20 protein-coding genes are annotated in these 24,178 nt (G+C 50.8%); 4 read left to right on the plus strand and 16 right to left on the minus strand.

Annotated features, from left to right (window positions below):
- Positions 1 to 15: 15 nt before the first annotated feature.
- From J7619_RS12430 to J7619_RS12465, 8 genes are all read right to left on the minus strand, one after another.
- Positions 16 to 2,223, minus strand: a complete 2,208-nt coding sequence (locus J7619_RS12430; RefSeq protein WP_291198555.1) for a PQQ-binding-like beta-propeller repeat protein — start codon at positions 2,221 to 2,223, stop codon at positions 16 to 18.
- Positions 2,224 to 2,252: 29 nt separating this feature from the next.
- Positions 2,253 to 4,484 carry a c-type cytochrome gene (locus J7619_RS12435; protein WP_291198558.1) on the minus strand — a complete coding sequence of 744 codons (2,232 nt, stop codon included), beginning with the start codon at positions 4,482 to 4,484 and terminating at the stop codon, positions 2,253 to 2,255.
- A 24-nt stretch (positions 4,485 to 4,508) separates the two neighbouring features.
- Positions 4,509 to 7,001, minus strand: a complete 2,493-nt coding sequence (locus J7619_RS12440; RefSeq protein WP_291198561.1) for a glycoside hydrolase family 95 protein — start codon at positions 6,999 to 7,001, stop codon at positions 4,509 to 4,511.
- A 212-nt stretch (positions 7,002 to 7,213) separates the two neighbouring features.
- On the minus strand, positions 7,214 to 7,597 hold the full coding sequence (locus tag J7619_RS12445) for a hypothetical protein (protein ID WP_291198564.1): 384 nt from the start codon (positions 7,595 to 7,597) through the stop codon (positions 7,214 to 7,216).
- Complete coding sequence (locus tag J7619_RS12450; RefSeq protein ID WP_291198567.1) at positions 7,587 to 8,099, minus strand: ImmA/IrrE family metallo-endopeptidase; 513 nt, start codon at positions 8,097 to 8,099, stop codon at positions 7,587 to 7,589. Before J7619_RS12450 ends, J7619_RS12445 begins: the two co-directional genes overlap by 11 nt.
- A 158-nt stretch (positions 8,100 to 8,257) precedes the next feature.
- A complete protein-coding gene (locus tag J7619_RS12455) occupies positions 8,258 to 9,487 on the minus strand; it encodes an RNA polymerase sigma factor (protein WP_291198570.1) in 1,230 nt (409 codons plus the stop codon).
- Positions 9,488 to 9,548: 61 nt separating this feature from the next.
- Positions 9,549 to 9,890: a YciI family protein gene (locus tag J7619_RS12460; protein WP_291198573.1), complete on the minus strand. Its 342-nt coding sequence runs from the start codon at positions 9,888 to 9,890 to the stop codon at positions 9,549 to 9,551.
- Positions 9,891 to 10,017: 127 nt separating this feature from the next.
- Complete coding sequence (locus J7619_RS12465; RefSeq protein ID WP_291198577.1) at positions 10,018 to 10,359, minus strand: YciI family protein; 342 nt, start codon at positions 10,357 to 10,359, stop codon at positions 10,018 to 10,020.
- A 180-nt stretch (positions 10,360 to 10,539) separates the two neighbouring features.
- Here J7619_RS12465 and J7619_RS12470 point away from each other — a divergent pair, with 180 nt between their 5' ends.
- Positions 10,540 to 11,700: a DUF748 domain-containing protein gene (locus tag J7619_RS12470; protein WP_291198580.1), complete on the plus strand. Its 1,161-nt coding sequence runs from the start codon at positions 10,540 to 10,542 to the stop codon at positions 11,698 to 11,700.
- Here J7619_RS12470 and J7619_RS12475 read toward each other — a convergent pair whose 3' ends face one another.
- From J7619_RS12475 to J7619_RS12485, 3 genes are all read right to left on the minus strand, one after another.
- Positions 11,701 to 12,183 carry a low affinity iron permease family protein gene (locus J7619_RS12475; RefSeq protein WP_291198583.1) on the minus strand — a complete coding sequence of 161 codons (483 nt, stop codon included), beginning with the start codon at positions 12,181 to 12,183 and terminating at the stop codon, positions 11,701 to 11,703.
- A 50-nt stretch (positions 12,184 to 12,233) separates the two neighbouring features.
- Positions 12,234 to 13,379, minus strand: coding sequence for a VCBS repeat-containing protein (locus J7619_RS12480; RefSeq protein ID WP_291198586.1), 1,146 nt, complete (start codon positions 13,377 to 13,379; stop codon positions 12,234 to 12,236).
- A gap of 206 nt (positions 13,380 to 13,585) precedes the next feature.
- On the minus strand, positions 13,586 to 16,399 hold the full coding sequence (locus J7619_RS12485) for a PVC-type heme-binding CxxCH protein (RefSeq protein ID WP_291200336.1): 2,814 nt from the start codon (positions 16,397 to 16,399) through the stop codon (positions 13,586 to 13,588).
- Positions 16,400 to 16,615: 216 nt separating this feature from the next.
- Between J7619_RS12485 and J7619_RS12490 the strand changes: the two genes are divergently transcribed.
- Both J7619_RS12490 and J7619_RS12495 read left to right on the plus strand, forming a co-directional pair.
- Positions 16,616 to 17,017 carry an antitoxin Xre-like helix-turn-helix domain-containing protein gene (locus tag J7619_RS12490; protein ID WP_291198588.1) on the plus strand — a complete coding sequence of 134 codons (402 nt, stop codon included), beginning with the start codon at positions 16,616 to 16,618 and terminating at the stop codon, positions 17,015 to 17,017.
- A gap of 3 nt (positions 17,018 to 17,020) precedes the next feature.
- The gene (locus J7619_RS12495; RefSeq protein WP_291198592.1) at positions 17,021 to 17,503 is read left to right on the plus strand and encodes an RES family NAD+ phosphorylase; all 483 of its coding nucleotides are present in this window, start codon (positions 17,021 to 17,023) and stop codon (positions 17,501 to 17,503) included.
- Between the two features lie 8 nt (positions 17,504 to 17,511).
- Here the strand turns inward: J7619_RS12495 and J7619_RS12500 are convergent, their stop codons facing one another.
- Together J7619_RS12500 and J7619_RS12505 are read right to left on the minus strand one after the other, a co-directional pair.
- Entirely contained in the window at positions 17,512 to 17,880 is a 369-nt protein-coding gene (locus tag J7619_RS12500) for an iron chaperone (RefSeq protein WP_291198595.1), read from the minus strand.
- A gap of 100 nt (positions 17,881 to 17,980) precedes the next feature.
- On the minus strand, positions 17,981 to 18,421 hold the full coding sequence (locus tag J7619_RS12505) for a hypothetical protein (protein WP_291198598.1): 441 nt from the start codon (positions 18,419 to 18,421) through the stop codon (positions 17,981 to 17,983).
- 91 nt (positions 18,422 to 18,512) lie between these two features.
- Between J7619_RS12505 and J7619_RS12510 the strand changes: the two genes are divergently transcribed.
- Complete coding sequence (locus J7619_RS12510) at positions 18,513 to 20,213, plus strand: arylsulfatase (RefSeq protein ID WP_291198601.1); 1,701 nt, start codon at positions 18,513 to 18,515, stop codon at positions 20,211 to 20,213.
- A gap of 66 nt (positions 20,214 to 20,279) precedes the next feature.
- On the opposite strand, the gene J7619_RS12515 is transcribed toward J7619_RS12510, so the two are convergent.
- The 3 genes from J7619_RS12515 to J7619_RS12525 form a co-directional block, all read right to left on the minus strand.
- The gene (locus J7619_RS12515; RefSeq protein WP_291198604.1) at positions 20,280 to 20,954 is read right to left on the minus strand and encodes a response regulator transcription factor; all 675 of its coding nucleotides are present in this window, start codon (positions 20,952 to 20,954) and stop codon (positions 20,280 to 20,282) included.
- Positions 20,955 to 20,957: 3 nt separating this feature from the next.
- Positions 20,958 to 22,418, minus strand: coding sequence for a sensor histidine kinase KdpD (locus J7619_RS12520; RefSeq protein ID WP_291198607.1), 1,461 nt, complete (start codon positions 22,416 to 22,418; stop codon positions 20,958 to 20,960).
- Positions 22,419 to 22,502: 84 nt separating this feature from the next.
- The gene (locus J7619_RS12525; RefSeq protein WP_291198610.1) at positions 22,503 to 24,146 is read right to left on the minus strand and encodes a hypothetical protein; all 1,644 of its coding nucleotides are present in this window, start codon (positions 24,144 to 24,146) and stop codon (positions 22,503 to 22,505) included.
- Between the last annotated feature and the right edge of the window lie 32 nt (positions 24,147 to 24,178).

Here is a 24,178-nt window from a genome sequence, read left to right on the forward strand (position 1 = left end):
TGTACAGGTTTAGTGTTATTTCAATGCAAAAGCGATGTAATTCCCGCCTATTTTCTGCCCGCGGCCGCCACCGGCTGCGATCACGATATATTGCTTGCCATCGATCTGATAGCTGATCGGCGTAGCGAAGCCTCCGGCAGGGAGTTGATATTCCCAAATGGTTTTACCCGTCTTCTTATCGAATGCCCGGATTTTCTCGTCTTTGGTACCGGCGATGAACACCAGCCCACCGGCTGTCACGAGCGGACCGCCATAACTGTCGGTGCCGGTTATCGGAACGCCCTTTTTGGTTAGTTCGGGATATTCACCAAGCGGTACGCGCCAGAGGTATTCGCCCGTGTTCAAATCAATCGCATTCAATGTGCCCCAGGGAGGCTTCACACCCGGATAGCCGTTCTGGTCGGTGAAGCGCTGCCAGGTTTTGCTCACGTACGCGGGCATGTACGGGAAACCATCTTTACTGGCCGGTTTGGCGGCATTAGTCGTTTTGGTCGGCGCTGCATTCTCTTTTTCACGATTCAAAAGAAAATCAATCAATGCATCCTGCTCTTTGTCGGATAAATGCCCGAAAGAAGGCATCCGTCCGCTACCCGTTTTGAGAATGCTTTTGATCTGAACCGGAGTCAGTTTTTTACCAATATCCACCAATGCAGGTAGTTCCGGTCCGCTCCCCTTGCGGTCCTGACCGTGGCAAGCCGCACAATTGGCCAGATACAGCGAGTTACCCAATGTCCTCGGCGCTTCTGATTTCTTCTGTGCAGCATCGACCATAATGAGCTCCCACGGCTCCTCATTCACATTCTGGTAAAAAACGCCCTCCGGATCGACCGCATTACCGCCCCATTCGGCCCCGCCGCTATAACCGAACAACAATGTACCCGTGGTGCTGGGCGGAGCAAATTTGTGGTCTGTTTTAATTTTGAGGTAACGCTCCTTCACATAAGCATGTGCCTCGGGGGAAATATCTGTAATGTCTGCCTCGGTAAATACCTGCCGGGAAAGCGGTGCAGGTTTCAAAGGAAATTTCTGGGTTGGATAAGGATGTTCTCCGGGCAATCCGTTCACCGGTACTTTTCGCTCTTCGACCGGGAAAACGGACGTACCCTTATCCCGGTCGAGGACGTAAACCAGCCCGTCTTTGGTGCTTTGGACTACCACATCTATACGCTTACCGTTGTGCGTAATCGTCGTCAGGTTCGGGGGACTTGGGTGATCGCGGTCCCAGAGGTCGTGATGAATGGTCTGGTAATGCCATTTCCGCTTGCCGGTTTCGGCGTCGAGGGCCATAATGCAATTGGCAAACAGGTTACTTCCTTCACGGGCGCCTCCATAAAAGTCCGACGCCGGTGACCCGGTGCCAAAATACACCACGCCCCGTTTTTCATCGAGACTCATGCCGCTCCAATTGTTGGTAGCGCCGATCATCTTGTAAGCCTCCTTCGGCCACGTATCGTAACCGTACTCGCCGGGTTGTGGTATTGTATGAAAAACCCATTTCAAATCACCCGTCATCACATCGAATGCGCGGATATGCCCGGGAGCGGCATCGCCTGACTCTGAAACTGCGGAGCCTAATATGAACGTATTTTTATAGACAATCCCCGGGCTTGTGGCGTTCACCGAAAGTTTGCTTACATCGTGGTCCAGGCCGGTCTGCAAGCCCGCGTGAATATCCACCCGGCCTTCCTTTCCAAAACTCCTGATGATCTCTCCCGTAACCGCATTGACCGCATACAAACTCGACCCGACCGTGTAAAGTATACGCTTATCATCGCCATGCTCCCAATACACCACACCCCGGTTAGAGTTGAGGCGATCATCCTTGAACGGCTCGAATTTCCAGATTTGCTCACCGGTGCCGGCTTTCAATGCGAAAAGTTTCAGTTCCGGCGTCGTGCCGTATAAGATACCGTTCACCACAATCGGCTGACATTGAATGGCCCGGTTGCGCTGCCTGCCCGGATTAGCCGGATCGGGCTTTTCGGAAGCATCATACATCCAGGCCACCTGCAAGTTTTGAACATTTTCAACATTGACCTGATCCAACGGTGAATAGCGGTTTCCGGCTTTGTTCCCGCCATAGTTGGGCCAATCGGTACCTGGACCCGTCGGTATCTCCCCTGGCAAACCAGTCCCCAGCATCATGGCCACGCACAATGCGCCCACCGACAAGCCCATACCCTGTTTCCAAAGCGCCGATCGCAAAAACTGCTCGCTTCCCATTAATTTCAAAGTTTCGGTTAAAGTTTCAGCTACTGGATCGACAGTTCGTCCAGGGTATATGCCTTATCACGTGATACAGTCTGTTCCCGGATCGTTTTCACGTCAACCGGTCGCACAGGTGGTGAATTGGTAAATTCGTGGCGCACATAACTGAGCACAGAAGCGATCCATTCGTCGTCGTTATCCTTCATGGAAGGCATTTCTGTCGGATAAGTATTACCCTCTATCGGTCCCGACAAGCCGTGCAGCAGGATCCGTACCGATGCCTGGGTATTATTGCGGTTCAACCTCCTCGAACCGGCGAGCGGAGGTGCGGTTTTGCTCGTCAGTCCTTTCCCATCCGCGCCGTGGCAGGTAGCGCACAGCGATTTGTAGATCACCGAGCCATTCATGACCAACGTACGGTCCGGCGCATCGAGCCGCCCGAGTTTCATCCCGAATTTTTTGGCATCCTCATTCTTTTCCACACTTCGCTGGGCCCGCGCAAGCACTTCCGCGCCATTTGCATTCCTGACAATTTCGCCCGCTAATGCCTTGGCTTTCGGCGATTCGCTGTAAGCCAATGAGAATATGAGCTGCATGCGTACATCGGCGACAGGATCGGATTTCAATGCTGCGAGGGTTTCCACCATCGCATCGCTCTTTTTCAGATAAGGCTCCGTCATGCGCACAGCTGCTTTCCGGATTTCGAAGTCGCTGTCTTTCAGTGCGCGTGCAATGCTGTTCTGGTCCAACGCGTTCAGCCCTTCAAGCGTCCACAATGCGTGCAAACGGGCGAGCGCCGACGGCGATTTGATCGCCTCATTGCTTTCACCGGCGGCAATCGCTTTCAGCAACGGTACCACCGACTGGTCGTTGCGCACGACCAGCTCCTTCTGCGCGTTATCGCGCCACCAACCATTGGGATGACCGAGGTAGCCTACCAGTGTTTTCGAACTTTCGTCCAGCATTTTAGGCTTGGGGCGCGGCGCCATACCGTCATGTACGAGGCGGTAAATACGGCCGTGCTGGATGTTTTTGTCCAAACCTAACCGCTTGATCTGTGGACGCAGATAGCTTTTCGGTCCAGTCCAGTTGCCTTCCTGAATGATCCCGCGGTTCATGTCGACAATGTAAAGGCATCCGTCGGGCCCGGTGTACATATTCACTGCGCGGAAATTCATGTCCGTAGAAGCGATGAATTCCTCCTTATCGTAAGCGTTTTCAAGCATGATCTTGCCGTTCCTGTTGATCACTTTTGCTCTGCGAATGAGCCTTCCAACCGGCTCACTGATCAACAGATCACCTTGCAGATCGGCGGGCAACTTGTCGCCACGGAATATCACCTGCCCGCAACTGGCCGTGAAATGGTTCAGCGTTGTGTCGGCTCGCAAGCGTTTCAGACCACCTTCCACATCCGGCGTTTTGATAATCGGCCATACTTCGTTGAATTCCTCCTTGTATTGGTCCGCAAACTCCATCCGGCCATAAACCGGGTTGATCTGAAAGCCCAATGCGGGAGTTTCGCCGCCGGCCGACGAGAAGTACAGTCGTCCGTAGTTGTCATGTGTAAGTCCCCACTGCCCGCTCGAACCGCTGGGAATGGAGTCGGGCTTCAAAACACCTTTTGTATACCGGAAACGTACCGCATCCACAGCCATGTAAATCCAGTTGTCGACGTTCCAGTCGAGGCCGCTGCGCTGGTGTTCGAGGTTGCCGGGCGCCTTTTTATCGGGCGTATAAACCGGACGCTTTTCATCGGCAACACCATCCTTATTATTGTCTTTGTAGCTATAAACATTATAGGTATCTGTCTCATTAACAAGCAATTCGTTACCCACACAGAGCAACATCCTGGGCAGAAGCATTTTATCGATGAACACCGAGCTCTTGTCCATCTTGCCATCGTTGTCCGTGTCTTCGAGGAGCATCACACGGCTCGTAGGCGCATGCTCGTCCGTCCCCTCCACATCCTGCATGTAAGTGTTGAGCTCAGCCACGTACATACGCGCATTACCGTCCCAGGCCACCGCCACCGGCTCATGGATCATCGGCTCGCTGGCCACCAGTTCGAGGTGGTAGCCCTTAGGTAATTTGAATGTCTTGATACTCTGCTCGGGCGTGAGATGCGCAGGTGAAGGGTTGTCCGTGAATGCGGGAACAGCGCTGACCGATGCGTCCGTCGTGCGCAGCATGTCGCTTTGAGCGCTTTTTTGCCTCGATACCTGGCAGGTAACCAGGGTAGCCGCCAGCACTCCGGCGATCCAGATTTTCTTGTTCATGGTGATAGTTTAATAAGGGTTAGGTCAGCGGGTAAATGTGTAAGTCTTTCCTTTCTCGGTTTTGAAATCGTACAACGCCGTTTCCGGTAATTTCGAAGGCGCCATTTTTGCCGCTGGGGAAACTATGGGCTTGGGAATATCCAGTATTTGGTAAAAGGGATTGCTATTAGGGTTGCCATCGGAGGCGAGCGACAGCGCATTGCCTTTCAGTATATTGGGGAGCCTTAAGCGGCAGTTTCCGCCGAGATTTGACTTGATCACCAGTTTGGAGACTTTTCCATCTTTCCATTCCAATGCCACTATTTCAAACCCGCCACGTGCCCGCAAGCCGCTGATCGATCCGTTTTTCCAGCTGTCGGGAATCGCCGGGAGCAAATGAATGGCCCCGTCGTGGCTTTGCATGAGCATTTCGGCGATGCCCGCCGTGCAGCCGAAGTTACCGTCGATCTGGAATGGCGGGTGGGCGTCGAAGAGGTTGGTATAGGTACCTCCGCCGCCCTTCTTACCGGGCGTGGCACCCCCCGGCGCATCGACTGGCGAAAGCTGGTCGGTAATGAGCTTGTAGGCGCGGTTTCCGTCGAGCAAACGCGCCCACCAATTCACTTTCCAACCCATCGACCAACCCGTTGAGACGTCGCCACGGTGTTCGAGCGAGGTCCTGGCGGCGCTGAAAAGCTCAGGCGTGCGGTAGGCCGAAAGCTGGTGCGACGGGTACAGTCCATACAAATGCGAGATGTGGCGGTGCTTGTCCTCCGGACTGTCGAGGTCTTCGAGCCATTCCTGCAACTGTCCAAACTTCCCGACCTGCATTGGAGGCAGCTGTGCGCGTTTGGCCTTTAATATTTTGACAAAATCTGCATCCGTTCCCAGCGCCTCTGCCGCGCGGATCGTAGCCGTAAAAATGTCGTACACGATCTGGTTATCCATGGTATTCCCCGCACCGATCGTCGTTTTCGGACGGATCGACGGGGCATTTTCAGGTGACATACCCGGTACTACTACCAGCCATTTGTGCGTCGGCTCGGAGACCAGGAAATCGACAAAGAACTGCGCGGAACCTTTTATGGCAGGATACACCGACCTGAGGTATTCCCTATCTCCCGAATAGCAATATTTTTCCCACAAATGCGTGCTCAGCCACGCCCCGCCCATCGGCCACATGGCGTAAAAAATCGGGTCTACCGGACCGGTAATGCGCCACAAATCGGTATTATGATGCGCCAGCCAGCCCTCCGCCCCGTACATTACGCGCGCCGTTTCCTGCCCTGTCACCGAAAGCTCCTTCACCATTTGTACCAGCGGCTCGTGCATTTCGGTAAGGTTGGCCACCTCGGCCGGCCAGTAGTTCATTTCGGTATTGATATTGATGGTATACTTGCTGCCCCACGGCGGGTTCATTTCCTGGTTCCAGATGCCTTGCAGGTTGGCAGGCTGTCCCACCGGCATTCCACTACCGCCGGGTTGCGAAGAAGAAATCAGCAAATACCGCCCAAACTGGAAGTACAACGCCACCAGTTGCGGATCATAGCCGGAAGCAAATTTAACAATGCGCTCGTCGGTCGGCCATTTAGCAGCCTCCGACGTTCCCAAATCGAGTTTGACACGGTTGAAATAATGCTGATAGGCAGTAATGTGGCTTTTCAGAATAGTGGTAAAAGGCTTTGCCGCCGCCTTACTCAGGTATTGTTCCGCCTTGGCTTTCGGATCGGCGGTCAGGGTTTTGTAATCCACAAAATTCGTGGCGATGGAGATGTAAATCGTTGCCGCATTCGCCTTGCTGACCGTCAGCGAAGTATCCCCCGCGCTCAGTTGCCCGCCCTCGGGTGCCACCAGCACGTGTGTACGAAACGCAACCTGCCCTTTAATACCTTCCTTGTCCCCACTGACACCGGCAAAAATCAGCCTCCCTCCCTTCTCTATCCTCCTTTCTCCTTTCTGAGGGCTGTTCAGGAACGAAGTGAATGTAAGTTTACCGGGTTTATCGGCCGTTAAACGAATCGCAATCACCTGATCCGGCACCGATGCAATGACTTGCCGGGTGTATTTCACGCCGTCTACGGTGTAGGAAGTGGTTGTTACAGCTTTCTCGATATCCAGCTCGCGATAGTAATCCTTAAAATGCCCGTGGCCGGGGAAATCGAGATTCAGGTTGCCTACGGGTTGGTACATCATCCCGTTTGTCGTTTTCGACTCTATTTTTTCGGCTGCAAGCCTGGCGGCTTCATCATTTTGGCCTTCGAAAATCAGCTTGCGCACTTCGGGTAACGCGGCAAGGGCATTGGGATTGTCGTTACGGTTGGGGCCACCAGCCCACACCGTCGATTCGTTGAGTTTCAGAATTTCTCTTTCAGGGTTGCCATACACCATTGCGCCCAGCCGGCCATTCCCCACGGGCAATGCATCCGTCCAGGTATTTCCTGCGGGCTTTTTGTACCAGAGCTTCCAGGCTCCGGGCGTTTGTGCAAAAATTGGGTTGGTAAAGGCGAAAAGAGTCAGGCTCAGGAATAGGTGTTTCATGCAAAATGTGTTCGTGTCCTTCGCGTTAAGAGGACACAAACGAGAATTTTTAATGCTTTGGATTATTAAAGTTTGGTTAACCAGGCAAATGGATGGGCAAATTAGGTGCGCGGGATTAACAGGGGTATTAATAAAAACTTAATGGGGCGCGGAAATGTGAAAAAGGTTGTCTGAGTAACCAAAAATTGAAGGTCAACAGTGAAATGCAGGAGTTATCTCTTGGAAGTGCTAGCCGCTTTGCCGAAAATATAGCCGAGCGCAGTGCCCGCAAAAGCCAATGCCTTCGAGCCACTTTCAGACCAGAAATGCACCGCATCCGGATTCGCCTTTGCCGTAATAAGGCAGGCCACATAAATTCCTAATCCAAGCAGCACCGACAGGAGCGCGATAAACGTCTGAGTATTCTTTCCATCACCAAAGAATTTACCCAAAACTCCCATCTCCTTCTCCTTCATAACCTGCTCATGATGGTTTCTTTCCCGCGTTAGTTCGAGCTGTAAATTGTGGGCGCTTTTTAAAGTATCGTCAAATTCCGGGTCATCCATCTCCCTTTCGACTATCCCGTCCCGTTTTGCTTTGCGTCGGTCAAGCGCCATATTCGAACGATATGCGATACCGGATCACAGGAACTGAAACGGCGAAAAGTGCCGACAAATGTTCGGGCGAGAGCTCTTTCCAATATTTATCAAGCATGAAACGAGGTACAAGCAAATTAGCAGCAAAAGAGTTAGCTTCCATTTCAATAGGATCATCGCCATTGGCGTCACCTCTTAAAAGAACCTTGTAATCCGAAGATTTTGCCCATTCGGTATGTAGCAGCTTGTGACCAAGTTCATGAGCAATCGTAAAAGTTTGCCGGAGCGGAAACTCGTACTTGTTCACATAAATTGTTTCATCATCAAAATCATAAAATCCGGAAATGGAGTCATACTCTGGTGTAAAGCCTACAAACACTACCCTTACCCCAAGTTGCTGTGCAATGTCAGCCGGATTTACCGGTGGCTCCAATAACCCGAAGTCGTTCAGGATACGGGCAGCTTCGGCCTTCGCCTTGAAATAATCGGGCCTTGATACGGTATTACAGGTTGAAGTTGCCATGGTCGAAAATAATTTGGTGCGTGCAATTCCTTTACCACAACTAAGTTATCACATTTCAAACCAGATATTACATTCAAAACGGCATCAATTTTCAAACGGTAGCCCACTTATCACAACACGCTGATTTGTACTATCAACCAACGATTCGCTCCAAAGTCCTAGCACAGCTTCTTAATCTTTTCCAACAATAATTGTTTGTCCGCGCGCGACTTCGCCAACCCGAGCGCTGTATTGAAATATCCCAGCGCCTTCCCCTCATCAACTCCCAAATACAATTCCCCCAACAGCGAGTGGTATAAATGATTGTCTGCCAGATTAAGTTTTTCGGCTTCGCGTATGGCCTCGGCTTTGGAACGGGCTTTCGCCAGAGCGTAGGTGCGGTTCAGGGCGGCGATGGGGGAATATTCGAGGATAAGCAACTGGTTGTAGTATTGCAGAATGCGCTCCCATTTCTCGGGGGTGTCGGCTTTGATCGTATGCCAATAGCCGATCGCGGCTTCCAGGTGGTAGCGCGAAAGCTGCTCACCAGTCGACGAGCGATTGAGATAATACTCCCCACGACTGATCAGCGCCGAATCCCAGAGGCTATCGTCCTGGTCCTGATACAATACAGTTTCCCCTTCCGGGTTGGTGCGCGCCTCGAAGCGAGACGCGTGGAAGCACATCAGCGCAAGCAATGCATTGACCGGCGGCCTGTCGGTGCCCGGATTTTCAATGAGCATTTTAGTAAGCCACATCGCTTCAATGCAAACCTCTTTTCGCAATGTAATGTCCTTTCCGGCCGAATAGAACCCTTCATTGAATAGCAGGTACAATGTCTTCAAAACTGCATCCAGCCGGGATTCGATGTCGGCTTCGTCGGGAAACTCCATTTTTACCTGCTCGGCACGCAGTTTTTCCCTGGCGCGGTAAAGCCGTTTGTTAATCGTCTCTTTGTTGGTCAGAAATGCGCTGGCAATCTCGTTAATGCCAAACCCACACAAAACATTAAGTGCCAGGCCTATTTGCGATTCGAGCGGCAGGGAAGGATGGCAAATAGCGAACATCATCTGCAACTGACTGTCGGTAATGTTCCGGGCCGATAAATCGATATCGATTTCATCTCCAACCGGACTGTTCCGCACCACCTGGCCGCTGACTTTCTCCTTAAAAAGCTTGTCGCGTCGAAGGTAATCCAGCGTTTTATTCCGCGCTACGGTGTAGAGCCACGCCACCGGATTGTCGGGTGCGCCCTTGATCCCCCACATTTCGGAAGCGAGCAAAAAGGTATCGCTGGCAATGTCCTGCGCGATTTCGATATGTTCCAAACCGAAGGTCTTACCCAATACCGCGGTGATCTTGCGGTATTCGGTCCTGAACAAATGGGGTATCAGTTCCTGGTTTTCCATGGCTTCAAATTAAAAAAGCCTTTGCTGGTTACAAAGGCTTAGGGAACATTTGGGCTACCCGCTACATGCGGTCTATTTCTCGCACTTCGACATTGCCCCCGAATAGCAGGATCGGGCACCCCTTGGCCATTTCGGTCGCTTCGTCCAGCGACTCCGCCCGCACCATCGTATAGCCGCCTACCGACTCTTTCGTTTCGATGTACGGTCCGTCCGTGATCGCCAGCGAGGGTTTTACCACCCTGCCCGCCGGATTCAGCCGGTTGCCGCGGTCGATCAGCTTGCCTTGGGCAGCAATACCACCGATCCAATCCATCCATTTTTGCATGCTCGATTGCATTTCTTCGGGTGAGCGATTGGCCGTAGCTGCGGGATCATTTCTGAAAACAAACATGAAATCTTTCATTGCGATATTAGTTTTAAGTTTTAAAATCTGTTGACGAACGACAGGCACCGGACTGGACAAAAAGCTTAGATTTTTTTAAAAATTCGACGCTTGTAAAATGCCTTTACTGGTTCCTTGTATACAAAAACTAAACGCGGACGATAGGTCTTACTTCGACATTACCGCCCGCTGAGAGAATAGGGCAACCTTTCGCTATTTCTGTCGCCTCGGCCAATGATTCCGTCCGCACCATAATGAAGCCACCGATGGATTCCTTGGTTTCAATGTAAGGACCATCCGTTACCATTCTGGCTGATCTTACAACATTTCCTTCATCGGCCAGCCGGCTTCCGCGGTCCACGAGCTTGCCTTGCGCCGCAATCCCTCCTATCCAGTCCATCCACTTTTGCATACTGGTTTGTAAAACCTCCGGCGACATCCCAGCCATTACCGCAGGATCATTTCTGAAAACGAACATGAAGTCTTTCATTTTGATATAAGGTTTAAGTTTTGAAGCCTGTTGACGAATAGCGGGTAAGAGACTGGACAAAAGTTTAGATTTTTCAAGAAAAAATTCCTGGGCCTGCAAAAGCGTGCTTCTGTGTTGGTACGATTGTTTAAATAAGCGGCATGAAAATTTTTACTGATACCACTATAAAATTGCCCCGAAATGGCCACCACAGGCATGCATTCAAAAAGAAGATGGACCGCCAAAATCCTGATCGGGATATTGATCGCAATTATTGTGATCCGGCTGGTACTGCCTTATGTTGTTCTCCATTTCGCAAATAAAAGCCTGGCTAATATGGACGGCTATTACGGGCATATCCGGGATATCGACCTCGCGATCATCCGCGGGGCCTACAAGATCGACAGCATTTACATTAACAAACAAGACTCCGCCACTCAAAAACAGACCCCCTTTTTTGCTTCGAAGGAAATCGACCTTTCCGTGGAATGGAAAGCACTGTTCAAGGGCTCTGTCGTGGGCGAACTGGTTTTCCGGCGGCCTTACCTGCGCTTTACCAAAGATAAAGTAGAGCCGAAGGAGGTGGTGAAAGACTCCGCCGATTTCCGCAAGATTCTCGACAAGTTTATGCCTCTGAATATCAACCGCTGCGAGTTGCTTGGCGGGGTAATCCAATATCAGGATTTCAGTTCCAAACCGAATGTCGACATTGCTCTGACCGACCTGAATTTACTCGCTCAAAATCTTCGTAACAGTTACGACTCCTCGGCCCTCCTGCCTGCCAGCATTCATGCAACCGCGGATGTGTACGAGGGGAAACTGCGCTTCGACGCCAGGCTCAACCCGCTGGCCAACGCCCCTACTTTCGATATGAGCGCCGAGCTGAATAACACCAATCTGGTGAAAATGAACGACTTCTTCCAGGCGTATGCCAAAGTAGATGTCAACGACGGCCGTTTCGGATTGTATACGGAAGTAGCCGCGAAGGACGCGGAATTTAAGGGATATGTGAAACCGGTGATCAAAAACCTGGACGTTTTGGGTAGGGAAGATCGGAAAGACAACCTGCTGCGTAAACTTTGGGAGGCTATCGCGGGCGGGGCAGGAAAACTGTTTGAAAACAAAAATAAGGACCAGGTCGCTACCAAAGTGCCGTTCCAGGGCCGGATCGACAATCCCAAAACGAATGTCTGGGTGGCCATTACCAACATCCTGCAAAATGCATTCATTCACGCGATTCAGCCATCCATTGACAATGAAATCAGCATCGCGTCGGTGAAAGGAGACAAACAAGAGAAGAAGACCTTTTTCCAAAAGATCTTCTCCAAGGATGACGGCAAAGACAAGAAAAAAAGCAAATAGCTATTCCTGGGAGCCCGTGTCACCCTGTGTCAATCCCGGAAACCCTCCCTTCTTATCCTTATGCAGGCGCTGCGCCGCATCGATCGAATGCGACGTGTGAATATCTCCTTCCGCTTCCTGCATCTCCGCCAGCTTCTGATAAAATTTACGCAATACATCGAGTTCGGATTCACTCAGGTCCTCAATGTCGACCATGCGGTTGCTTGCGAAGCGGCTGGCGGCGATCAGTTCATTCAATTTCAGTTGAATGGCTTTCGAATCTTTGTTCTGTGATTTCTGGATCAGGAAAACCATCAGAAAAGTAACGACCGTCGTACCCGTGTTGATCACCAGCTGCCACGTGTCGGAATATTTGAAGATCGGCCCGGTAATACCCCAAACCAGTATGATGCCAAATGCTACGCCGAATGCCATTGAACTCCCTGTCCAGGCGGTAATGCGGGTAGCCATTTTCTCAAAAAAATTGATTTTCCCTCTTTCCATACATAAACGTTATTGAAAAAAAGCAATCTCCGACCTTTGGAACTGAAAAACTACTTCCTTATCTGATTTTCAAATAAAAAAACACCATTCTTATTGGCGATAACGATGTCCGGCCTGCGATCACCGTTCATATCGTGTACGGTGATGTTCAACCCAGCGCCAGAATCGTTATCGATCATGTGTTCCCTGAAATAAGGCTCCTTCCCGGGGGTGATCTCGAAATACAGCAGAATGGCCGGGTCGCTATCACCCGGGTCGCGCCCGTGATGCGCGAGGAAACGCTTACCGGTAATATATTCTTTCTTACCATCGCCATCGAGGTCGGCCATGATGGACGAATGGGTTTGTGCGGTGGTATTGCTGATCAAATGCGTTTTGAAGTCGATTTTGCTATCCGCTGTTTTGAACTGCTCATGCCACCAAATGCCCAATGCGTGAGCGGACGCACTGATGACGTCATTTTTGCCATCCGCATTGACATCCAGCACCTGCATATGCGAGCAAGGTTCGCCCAGGTTGGCCGGGAAAAAATCCCAGTTGCCCGATTTGTTATCCTTTCTCCCTTTGAACCAGCCCTCCCGCATGACAACATCACCGATGTCGTCGTTGTCGACATCCCCGTAGCCAATGCCGTGGGAAAAGTTCTCGGTACCGGGCACATTCTCTTTGCTCAGCGGAAAGCGCTGCCAGCGGGTTTCACCTTTCTGAACAGGAGCTTTGAGCCAGATAATCTGCTTTTTGGCAGGGTCCCCGCAAAGGATATCGAGCCGTCCATCGCCATCCATATCCACAAAGCCCGGCGATTCGTTGGAAACACCCACGAAATCGGCGATATAATGTTTTTGCCAGGCTCCGGGTTTGTTATGCGGATTCTCGAACCAGAATGCTGCTTTACCCGGAAAATCAATAATTACGACATCGTCCCAGCCGTCAAGATTAACGTCCATGCCCAGATTCAGGAATGAATTGCTGTATTCTTTCCTGGGATCGAATACGCGCGACGGTGCGAGTTCGTGTTTCGTCCAGCCGGGCGCCGCAAACCAGTAATATCCGGCGACGATGTCGGTTTTCCCGTCCTTATTCAGGTCAGCTACCGCGACTCCTTCGGAAATAAAGTCTCCGGTCAGCTTAGTTTTTCTGAAACTATTCTCGGGCTGCGCTGAAACGGATACGCTTCTGAAAACCAGAATCAGCACTATCCAAATATTTATATTTTTCAACAACATGATTATATACTATTTAAAAGTAAAGCACCCATGTTTGACAGAAATACAACTAAAATCAGAAATATGACTTTTGTCATGTTTTTGATTTAATTTATTCGCATATATTTGTAGAAGTACTTCAATATCTTACTCAACGTTATTAAAAAAAGGGCTTCTTCGTGAAGCCCTTTTTATTTTCAGTGGTTCATAGCGGTTCCGGTTGCATGGTCGCCGTGGTTGTGCGGATTTTCGGTTTTACCCACCTTTTGATAATCCTTAAGCACCTTCTTAGATTCCTCATTACCAATAGCCTCCACACGCTGAATCATATAGGGTAGCATCTTTGGAAACTTTGATTTTTCGGCCAGCTGCAATGCCCTTTTCGCGTCGATCGGTGCCAAAGGTTCGGCTGCATACCACTCCATAAGCGGCAGGTTGTGATCGTCCTTGTCTTCGGCCTTCTGCACCAATGCATCCAGCACATCCCAACGTTGCGAAGGGTCGAGGCGCAGCATTCCGGAGGTCAGGTATAGCCTTACCAGCTTGGAGTTATCTTTTTGCGCCATTTCCACAAATTTTTTCAACGTCTCAGGCGAAACCGATTTCCCTTCGGTCAGCAACTGTATCGACCAGCCGCGAATGTATTCACTGTTATTTGAAAGCAAATCGGCGAGCTCTTTTTCCGAGAGCCCTTTCGTTACATGGAGCGTCCATAATGCACGGAGTTTCCTGGTTTCGTCCGGATTCTTCGCAAGTATCTCTTTCAAGGCCTTGTGCACTTTTTTGTTCGGACCTCGTTCCTGCAAAATGGTGCGCGCCTGGCGAACGTACCATTCATTAGAGTTCAGCTGGTGGTTGACGAGCTCCATATCGGACGCTTTGGATAAATCCACTTGTACCCATTTGTCGTTGTCATGGGTTATTTTAAATATGCGGCCCATGGTTTTGTTATGCACGTCAGGATTCGGACTGTGGCACTGGTTTTTGTCATACCAGTCTATCGCCCAAACGGACCCGCTGGCGTCATACTTAAAGTTCAGCCACTGAGACCAGGAATCATTCATGGCCATAAAGTCATTCTTGTGGGTTGCTTCATAACCAGATCCCGACCGGGTGAGATGATCCATATTAAGGCGCGCACCATTGATATTATTCATGAAAATATCGTTGCGGTACTCCTTCGGCCAACTGTTACCGAGGTAAATCATCGCCCCTGCGTGCGCGTGTCCGCCGCCCGCAGATGCCGAGCGAAAGTTGCCGGCGTGCGGCCCGCGCTCACCTACCCAGTGCACATGGTCGGCAATGGTCTTAATGTCGTCGTAAGTGTAGGGGTTGAAATGCTTTCCTGCCTGGCGCTGGTAACGCGCTCCCTGGATCACGTGGTACATGTGCGGGATCACACAAACGGTAATGAACGGATGTCCGTAATCATTAAAATCGATCCCCCACGGATTACTCGACCCTTCTGCAAAAACTTCAAACTTGTGCGAAGTCGGATGATAGCGCCATACACCGGCATTGATTTTGGTCCGTTCCGAATCCGGGGCACCCGGCTTGCCCACATTGGAATGCGTGAACACACCATGTGTGCCGTACAGCCAGCCGTCAGGCCCCCAGCGAAGGTTGTTGAGAACTTCGTGGGTATCTTCCAATCCCCAGCCGTCGAGCAATATCTGCGGTGGCCCGGCGGGTTTGTCATTTTTAAAATCAGCAGGGATAAACAGCAGGTTAGGCGCCGAGCCCAGCCAGACTCCCCCCATTCCAACTTCGATGCCGCTAATGAGGTTCAGGTTTTCTGCAAATACCTTACGCTTATCGAGCGTACCGTCGCCATTGGTGTCTTCAAAAATCAGGATCTTGTCCCTACCCTGCCCTTCCGGGGCGCGTACCGGGTAAGTATGGCCCTCTACGACCCAAAGTCTTCCGCGATAATCGACCGTGAAGCTGATGGGCCTGATAATATCCGGCTCCGCGGCCGCCAGTGTGATTTTGAAGCCCGGCGGCGGGGTCATGGCCTTCGCTGCATCTTTACCTGATAGACCTGCATTCAATACAGGATCCAATGGTGGAAGAATGATAATATCTTTCTGTTTCAGCTCATTTGGAAAATCAGGCCGACTGGGGTAAAACCGAAAATCATCGAAATTGATGTGCGCCCATTTATCGTTGGGAATGTAAGGGATCTGCGAAATGCCCGTCTCATTATCGACGATCCGGATAAATATTTCCTTGTTCAGGTAGGGTTGCAGGTCCACTACCGCGGGCTGCAACGTAGCCCTGCCCTGGCCGGTGATGTGGTATATGACCTTGTTATCTGCCGCTGTCACGATTTCCACGCGCGTATCCTGTAAGGCTCCTCCCGACACCCTGAATGCCGCGAATGGCTGCGTAACCTGAAACGGCACGGAGGTCAGCGTACCGGTTTGCTTGTAATTGAGCGTCCCGCCGCTGCTGAGGAAATATTTCCCTTCATACCCTATATTCATTTCCTTTTCATGAACGGGAGAAGGATCCGAGCTGAAAAGTGCGTTCGTAAATGCGTCGCCCGTCGCCGTCCAGTTTTTCAGGTCACCCGTTTCAAAACCCAGGTTCAGCGGCAGCCCGTCTTTTACAGGGAGCTGACCGGCCACCGTTTCGTTGGAGATAACGCCCTCGACAACCTCGAAGCTGCCCACCATTCCAGCAGCACGGTGCCCGGGCACGGAACAGAAATAGGTGTCGCTCTGCTCGGCTTTGAATGTAAGGCTGGTACTGGTGCCTTTTTCAATAATCACTTTGCTTTTGATACCCAGCTTTTCGAGCGCGATATCGTGCGTCATAAGTTCGCCATTCGTGATGGTGATCCTCACGCGGTCACCTTTGTTGGCCTTCAATGTCGGATTACGAGAGCCGTCCTTGGCGAAAAAGCCAAGCATAGTCGCTTCCAGGGCATAATCCCGATCGAATTTTTCAGTGGGTTGTGTGGTAGTCGGTTTTTGCGCGAGGATGTCCTGCGCGGGGACAGTCACCATGGCCAATGCCAGCGGGACGAGCATGTGTGTCAACCTGATCATACTTAACTGTTTAGGAATTTCGGTTTTAAAAGTTGAGGAATAAAGGAAGGCGACACTATGTTTATACTTATCAGCACAAAATCGAAAAAATTCATTTTTAATTTTGAAAAAATTCCTATTTTTGAGTACTCAATCTCCTTTGTTATGAAAACCGTTGCTCAACCGGGGTCAAATTTGAAATCCAGATTCAAACACATCGACATGGACAGCAATTTTTCGATTGTGCTTTCTGCCCGAAAAGGCCTGCACACCAAAGTTTTCTATGATTTTGCGGAGGCAATCAAAATGCCCGAACGGAGATTGGCGGCCATCATGAACGTTTCTGCTCGCACCATCAGCAACTACAAAGAGGCTCAAAAGCCATTGGAACCACTTTATGGCGAGCATCTTTTGAAGTTGATCGCGCTTTTTGAAAAAGGGGAAGAATTTTTCGGGACCATCGACGAGTTCAACTACTGGCTGCAAAAACCGTTCTGGAACTCGACCGAAAAACCTGCTGACTGGCTGACAACGGGCGGTGGTGTGGATTTTTTGAGCGGGGAGCTCGATAAAATGGCGGAAGGCTATCCGGCGTAAAAGATGCTGACATTCCGGATTGTCCACAAGCTTTATGCCACCTCTTTGTACGCTTCCGGCATGCGCGGCAGGTGGAACAGCGCGGGCAACAAGGTGATTTACACATCTGAAACAGTCACCTTGGCTTTGCTTGAAAACATGGTAAGAAGGCAGGGCGTCGGGTTCAACAGCGATTTCAAAATTATGTTTATTGAAATACCCGACGATGCTGTGATCGAATCAATCAGCGAAAGCGACCTTGAAGCCGGATGGCGCGACCCGAACGATTACTCGCAATGCCAGCCTTTGGGAGACCGGTGGTTCAATGCAGGCCATGCGCTGGCGCTCAAAGTACCATCGGCGGTAATGCCGCTTTCCTACAATTTTGTGATCAACACCGTCCATCCCGACTATGCGCGCGTCACACTCGTCGAGGTGACTGACCTGATGCCGGATCCAAGGATTGAAGATATCCTAAAAAAATACGGCTTAGCAACAGGCACCTAAACCGCCGCCTATTTCTTTGCAAGCGCTTGATTTTCGGCAACCCGCAATTCAGCAATTTTTCTGATCAGGTCGAGCGGCACAGGCTTGTCCAATGGGAAGTGTACCGAGCCTTTTGTTCCCTTATAGCCCGAAAGCTCAGTCGCGAGCGTCGCGGCGATCTTTCCTGTTACAGGGTAAAGTGCCACATGTTTTTTCCATCCGGCAAAATAGAGCAGATATGTCCCGTTTAAATTGAATGTAGGCATATCGTATGAGATGGTCTCCACCGCCTCAGGCGCAACGCTCCTGATCACCCCTCGAATTTCCTGTAATACCCTCTGCACGTCCTCCGGAAAGGCGGCAATGTATTCGTCTATGGAGCTGTGTTTCTTGGCCATGTTCCCGGGTAGTTAGCGATTCGAGAAGATAGCAAATAGGAGATTTTTATCCAACAAATTCCCTTCTGCCGAAAGCGACGTGACAGCCTGATCCAGGATATTAGTTACAAAAGCTGCGATCGACATAAGTTTTGTTGCCATTTGAATTTATATAATAACAACCTCCCCGCGGGCCGCGAATGTATTGCTTGCTCACATGATAGTTTTGTTTGCGTTCGGAAGCTATGTGATCGATAAGTTTTACAGTTCGTTCATCCGATTGGCCAGTCCAGTTGTTTTGAGCGGCATTATTTTGCGGATTGGTATGCTGTTTCAAATTGACGAGTGCTTTGATCAGATCATTAGCCTGCTCTCTCGAACGTTTGATTTCCTGGTCCTTTGCATTCAGTAATTCGTACAAGCGGTTCATATTTTCTTCGCAGTCGGTCATTCTGAAATCTGCGGTGACTTTCACAGGATTATTTTGCTCACGTGTCGATTGTCCGTTTGAAATAAATTGAACGAAAGCGAAGACAACTGCAAGGGCGGAGGCGAGTTTCATATTCATCGGATTTACGTTTTAAGTTTCCTGTTAATACCCCTGCTCGCAGCAGCATTATCACCCAACTGCGAAAAAATTTCTATTTTCGAAAATGACTAAAACCAAACTATTCTTTCTCTTTCTCGCAGTCATGTCGGGTCTGGGCCTTGTTGCCCTTAAAAGCAAGACCAAGTCCGAAGAACTGAAAGAGGCCAAACGCCCCAACATTATTGTGATACTGGCCGATGACATGGGTTATTCGGATATGGGCTGCTACGGCGGCGAAGTGCATACACCTAATCTTGACTACCTCGCCCAGAACGGCCTGCGTTACCGGCAATTTTATAATACTTCGCGCTGCTGCCCTACGCGCGCGTCGCTGCTCACCGGCCTGTATAACCAGCAGGCAGGGATCGGAAAAATGACCGAAGCCGAAAATCAGCCGGGGTACCAGGGGCATATCACGGAAAATACCGTAACGCTGGCAGAAGTCCTGAAAACAGCCGGATACCAGACGGGTATGACCGGTAAATGGCACGTTTCCAACACTTTCACACAAAAGACCCCACAGGAACAGCTCGCCTGGCTGAATCATCAGAAGGAATCGGGCCCATTTTCGCCCATAGAGCAATACCCTACGAGCCGCGGTTTCGATAAGTACTTCGGGACCATCTGGGGTGTCATCGATTTTTTTGATCCATTTAGTCTGGTGAATGGCAAGGAGCCGGTCAAAAGTGTTCCAAAAGATTACTACCATACCGACGCCATCAACGATACGACAGTCGCTTACATTCACGAATTTGCAAAGTCAGACAAGCCATTCTTTCTCTATGTGGCACAAAACGCCCCGCATTGGCCCTTACAGGCTAAGCCGCGGGATATAGAAAAGTACAAGGATACTTACCGGGGCGGCTGGGAGGCAGTCCGCAAGGCGCGATATGAAAGGATGGTCAAAATGGGCCTGATTGACCCGAAAGTAACCCCATTACCGGAAACGCCGGCCGGCGCCATGAAATGGGAAGACAATCCCGACCGCGAATGGGATGCGAGGGCGATGGCGGTCCACGCAGCGATGATTGACCGCATGGACCAGGGAATCGGCCGCATTGTTCAGGCATTGAAACAAACCGGCGAGTTGGATAATACACTGATCCTGTTTTTGACCGACAATGGCGCGAGTCCGGAAAACTGCGCCAAGTACGGCCCGGGTTTCGACCGCCCGAGCGAAACACGCGACGGCCGCAAGATTGTCTACGCTACCGAAAAACAGGTGATGCCGGGGCCTCAAACCTGCTACGCGTCCATCGGAGCGCGCTGGGCGAGCGTAGCCAATACCCCTTTCCGGTATGCAAAAGCCGAATCGTTTGAAGGCGGGGTCAATACGCCGGTGATCGCGTTCTGGCCCAGGGGTATTACAGCCAAAAAAGGAAGTTACAGCGATCATAGAGGCCACGTAATGGACCTGATGGCCACATTCTGTGAACTTTCGGGCGCGAAATACCCCAGGCATTTCAAAAACAACGATATCAAGCCCACTACCGGAATAAGTCTCGTTGGCTCGTTTTCAGGCAAACCTTCCAAAGGCCACTCCGAACTTTTTAACGAGCATTTCGGTGCCCGCTACGCCCGGCAGGGCGACTGGAAACTCGTATCGACCGCCGCCGATTCGACCTGGCAGCTTTACGACCTTTCCACCGATCGCTCGGAAACTAAAAACCTGGCCACCGCGCATCCAGAAAAGGTGAAACACCTGGCCGGTCTTTGGCGCAAATGGGCCGATACCCACCAGGTGTTTCCAAAACCGGGCAAATAAGGCTTCTTAAAATAACGGAGTACCTCCCTCAGAGTCGCGTGCGGCAGACCCGACACGAAAAGTCACTCAAAGCACCAGCTTATACCCTCTCCCCCGGATATTGATAATCTGGATCTTGGGGTCCTCGCGGAGGTGGCGGCGCAGTTTGGTGATGAAGACATCGAGGCTGCGGCCGTTGAAAAACGAGTCATCGCCCCAGAGTTCGGTGAGTACTTCGCTGCGGCCGAGGACTTCGTTGCGTTGCTGGTAAAGGCGGCGAAGGAGTTCGGCCTCCCGGTGGGATAGCGTTACTTCCCGATCGTCGACAGCAAGTTTCTGTTTGGCGGGGTCGAAAATGTAGCGCCCTATGTTGAGCGTTCCGTTCGCGTTCGTGCGCGACGCTCCCGTGCGCAGCAGCGCATTAATGCGCGCGACGAGTTCATCGAGGCTGAATGGCTTTTTGAGATAGTCATTCCCGCCCAATTCAAAGCCGCGGACGACATCCGACGTCTGAGAGCGGGCCGTCAGAAACATGATCGGTGTGTGCGGATCGTCGCGACGAATTTGCTCGGCCATGGTGAAACCATCCATGTCGGGCATCATGATGTCGGCAACCACGATATCGGGCCGGTGCTGGCGGTATTGTTCAAGCCCCTCGGTTCCGTTCGCAGCATACAACACATGGAAACCCCTGTAAACCAGGCTATCTTTTACAATCATTCCCAGCGCGGGCTCGTCCTCGATGAATAGTACCGTAGCCATTTTTCAGAATTTTAAAACAAATGCACTACCCTTTCCCGGTTCACTGGCCAGGCTAATGCTTCCGCCGTGCTTCTCGACGACCTGCCGAACGTAAGCGAGGCCGAGACCGAAGCCTTTCACCTGATGCAGGTCGCCCGTCGGGACCCGGAAAAAGCGATCGAAGACCGAGGCCTGGTAAGCCTTCGGTATACCGATACCGTTGTCGGCGACCGTGAGTTGCCAGCCGTGCGGCTCTTGTTCGTAGTTGAAGGATATGGTCACCCGGTCGTAGGAGTACTTGATCGCATTGTCGATAAGGTTGTTAATCACATTCCCGAAATGCATTCTGTCCACCTGTACCATCGTCCCGAATGGAATATGCATATTAAAAACCACCGTTTTCGCCGCTTTGATGCGATGGCTGGCCGCCAGTTCACACAGGATCTCGGCTAGGCTCACCGGCTCCGTCCGAAATTCGAACTCCTGTTTATCTTCCACAGCCAGGTTCAATACTTTTTCCACCAGATCCGACAGCCTTTGGAGGTTACTCTGTGAAATATGGAGGTACTCTTCCGTTTTACGCGGATCGTTCAATACCCCGAAATTCAATAGTGCATCCACAGCTGCATTGACAGTCGCAATGGGCGTTTTGAGCTCATGGGTCATATTGTTGATAAAGTCGTTCTTGATATCGGAGAGCTTCTTCTGGCGCAGGATCGTCCGCAGCATAAATACGAAACATCCCGTTGTGAGCAGCAAGAGCATCAGGGAGCAGCCCAGCAGCCAGGCCATTCGTCGCAAAAGATATGGAACGGGGGTTTCAAAAGTGGCCTGCACAAACAGATGCCGCACCGGGTTGATGGGTAAAGGCAAAGTACTGAACCGGTGGTTAGTTTGTTTTCTCAACCCATTGAAAATAATCACGTTATTAGCCCCGGCTTTCGGAAGAATATACAACGTATCGAGCAGAAACGAAGCATGAATATCCCTTCTTGCCAATTCGGCCTGATAAGCTGCATAAATCTTCTTCATGTCTACCCGACCGCCTTCCTTCCATTCCTGCATGACAAACCTGGAAATACGTCGCGCCAGCGTGTCGGCCGGTGCGACGATCATGCTGTCGTTGTTGAACTGGTAGTAAAAACGGGACGCTTCGCCGCTGCGGATGCCCAATCGCCGAACCACAACGCGCGCATCGCGGGTTGTACCACCGGGCGCTATTTTAATGCTATTGCCGCGGGAAGGCTCATTGGGAATATCACCGCCTGGGGGCTTTGAGGGCACATTTTGCTCCCGCATCAGAACACGCGCATGGTCAAGCTGCTGCCCCTCGACCACCTGGAACAATGCGTCCTGGACGACATTGGCGAATTGCTGCCGGTTGAGCCGGTAGGTAGTGAAAAGCCAATACCCCTGGAATGCATTGATCGCGACAATGCAGGCGGTCATGAGCCAGAAAATCGATCGGATACGGCGGTTCGTCATACCGCAAAGCTACGCTTTCCGGGCGGATGATTTCCGGCACCTTAACACTATTTAACACAAAATAGCATTGATTAATAAGCTATTTTAACGTAGCAGCGAAATGGCTGGTGTCTCTTTGCGGTGAAAAATCCGAACCCCGTTCAACTCCCTTACCAGTCGGTAATGCCGCCGCACATACTCCCGCACGACCGGCACCTGATCGTGGGGTAAAAAGAGATCTCCACGCTCGGAATAGTCGCGAACCATTGCTTCAATGAAGATTTTTGGCTTGTTTTCTTCCATATCTTCCACAAAATCACGCGTCCAGTTTGGAACGAGCGGAGATTTCATCGAAAAATGGAAGGTATGTACATCCCGGTAACCCATGGGGCGTTGAGCGCTCACCAGCAACCCGTCGCGCCAGCCCCATACCACCACCGGATCCGATGAAAGGCTGTTTCGAACGATATGCCCCACCACCTGCTTATCAATATCGTCCCGCTTGTCGTAAGAAATGTCCCTATCGAGGTACTTGAGGCTCACAGCCGTCTGTACCATGCCGCCGAGCAACAACAAGCCCACCGCGTATTTTCGAACCTCCGGCCGGGTTACTGACAGAAATAATGCATTGAAAATCAACAACGGCACAAACAGAAAGAGTTTGTAATGCTCAAAATTGTTACCCGATTGCAGCACGGCATAAATGCTCAGCAGCAAAAACAAAAAAGTAAAAACGAACGGTATCCAGTTGGTTTTAAACTCCGAACTCCATTTTTTGAACGACAAAACAGGTAGTGCAACAGCCAACGTCGCAAGCGTGAGTACGTAGATGCCCGAGCTTGTGGCATAGAAAATAAACCGCACAATACGGCCCGGACTGAATCGCTCGGCAATGGGCATGGACGAAAACTGCGTCGTAAAGGAATAGTAAAAGTAATTCCAGAAATAGTTGTTCCAGAAAACGTCCAGCTTACCCCGCAGGCCATAAAATACGTTGATCAGAATGGTTGGCAGGAGACAGCCCGCTAATAATGCCGCCATATTCCGCCAATCCTTACGTTGCGCCATGGTGAGCAATAAAAATGCCCCGGTGAGCAATCCCATCGGGGCATTTTGAAATTTGGCATACACAAGACTTCCCAGTAATATGCCTGCAAAAGTGGCCACCGCCGGGCTGTTCCATCGGTGGTATACGTACAGAAAGAACAACGCGACGCCCGCAGTTACCATGAAAATGCTGCTATGCTCTGAATTATAGGCGGCGAAAATATGGCAGATCGTACCTAAAAAAAGCGCGAGGCTCCAGGTCATGACCAAACTAAGGCTTTTTCCCGCAAACAGTTTACATATCTGATACAGAAGCAGTACCGTCCCTGTCCAGAGAAGTAAACCGATGATTTCGGCACTGCTGTAATTGACCGGCATTCCCGCCCATGAACCGGCAAGCAACGGAAATACCGTCAACGGCCGTGCGTCGGTGTAGTTAAGCAATGTCCAGAGCTTATCGGGATAGTGATTGATGGCTATGACCGCGCTGAGCCAGGTACTCGTGTCGATATCATATTCTTTATCACGCAAAAACGGCACTCTCACTGCCCATATCAACAGCAGGATGATAACGATGATCGCCGTAGCGCCTTTTCCGGAAACTTTGCGCTTGGGATCATAGATATATACCTTATAAATCCACAAAGTCGATAGAAAAAAGACAACAAACAGAAACAGTTTGAAGTAGAGGTTGTAAATCATTAGTATACAGAGGGTTGCTTAGGTTGAGTTCG

The organism is Dyadobacter sp., assembly GCF_017744695.1.
GTDB lineage: Bacteria > Bacteroidota > Bacteroidia > Cytophagales > Spirosomataceae > Dyadobacter.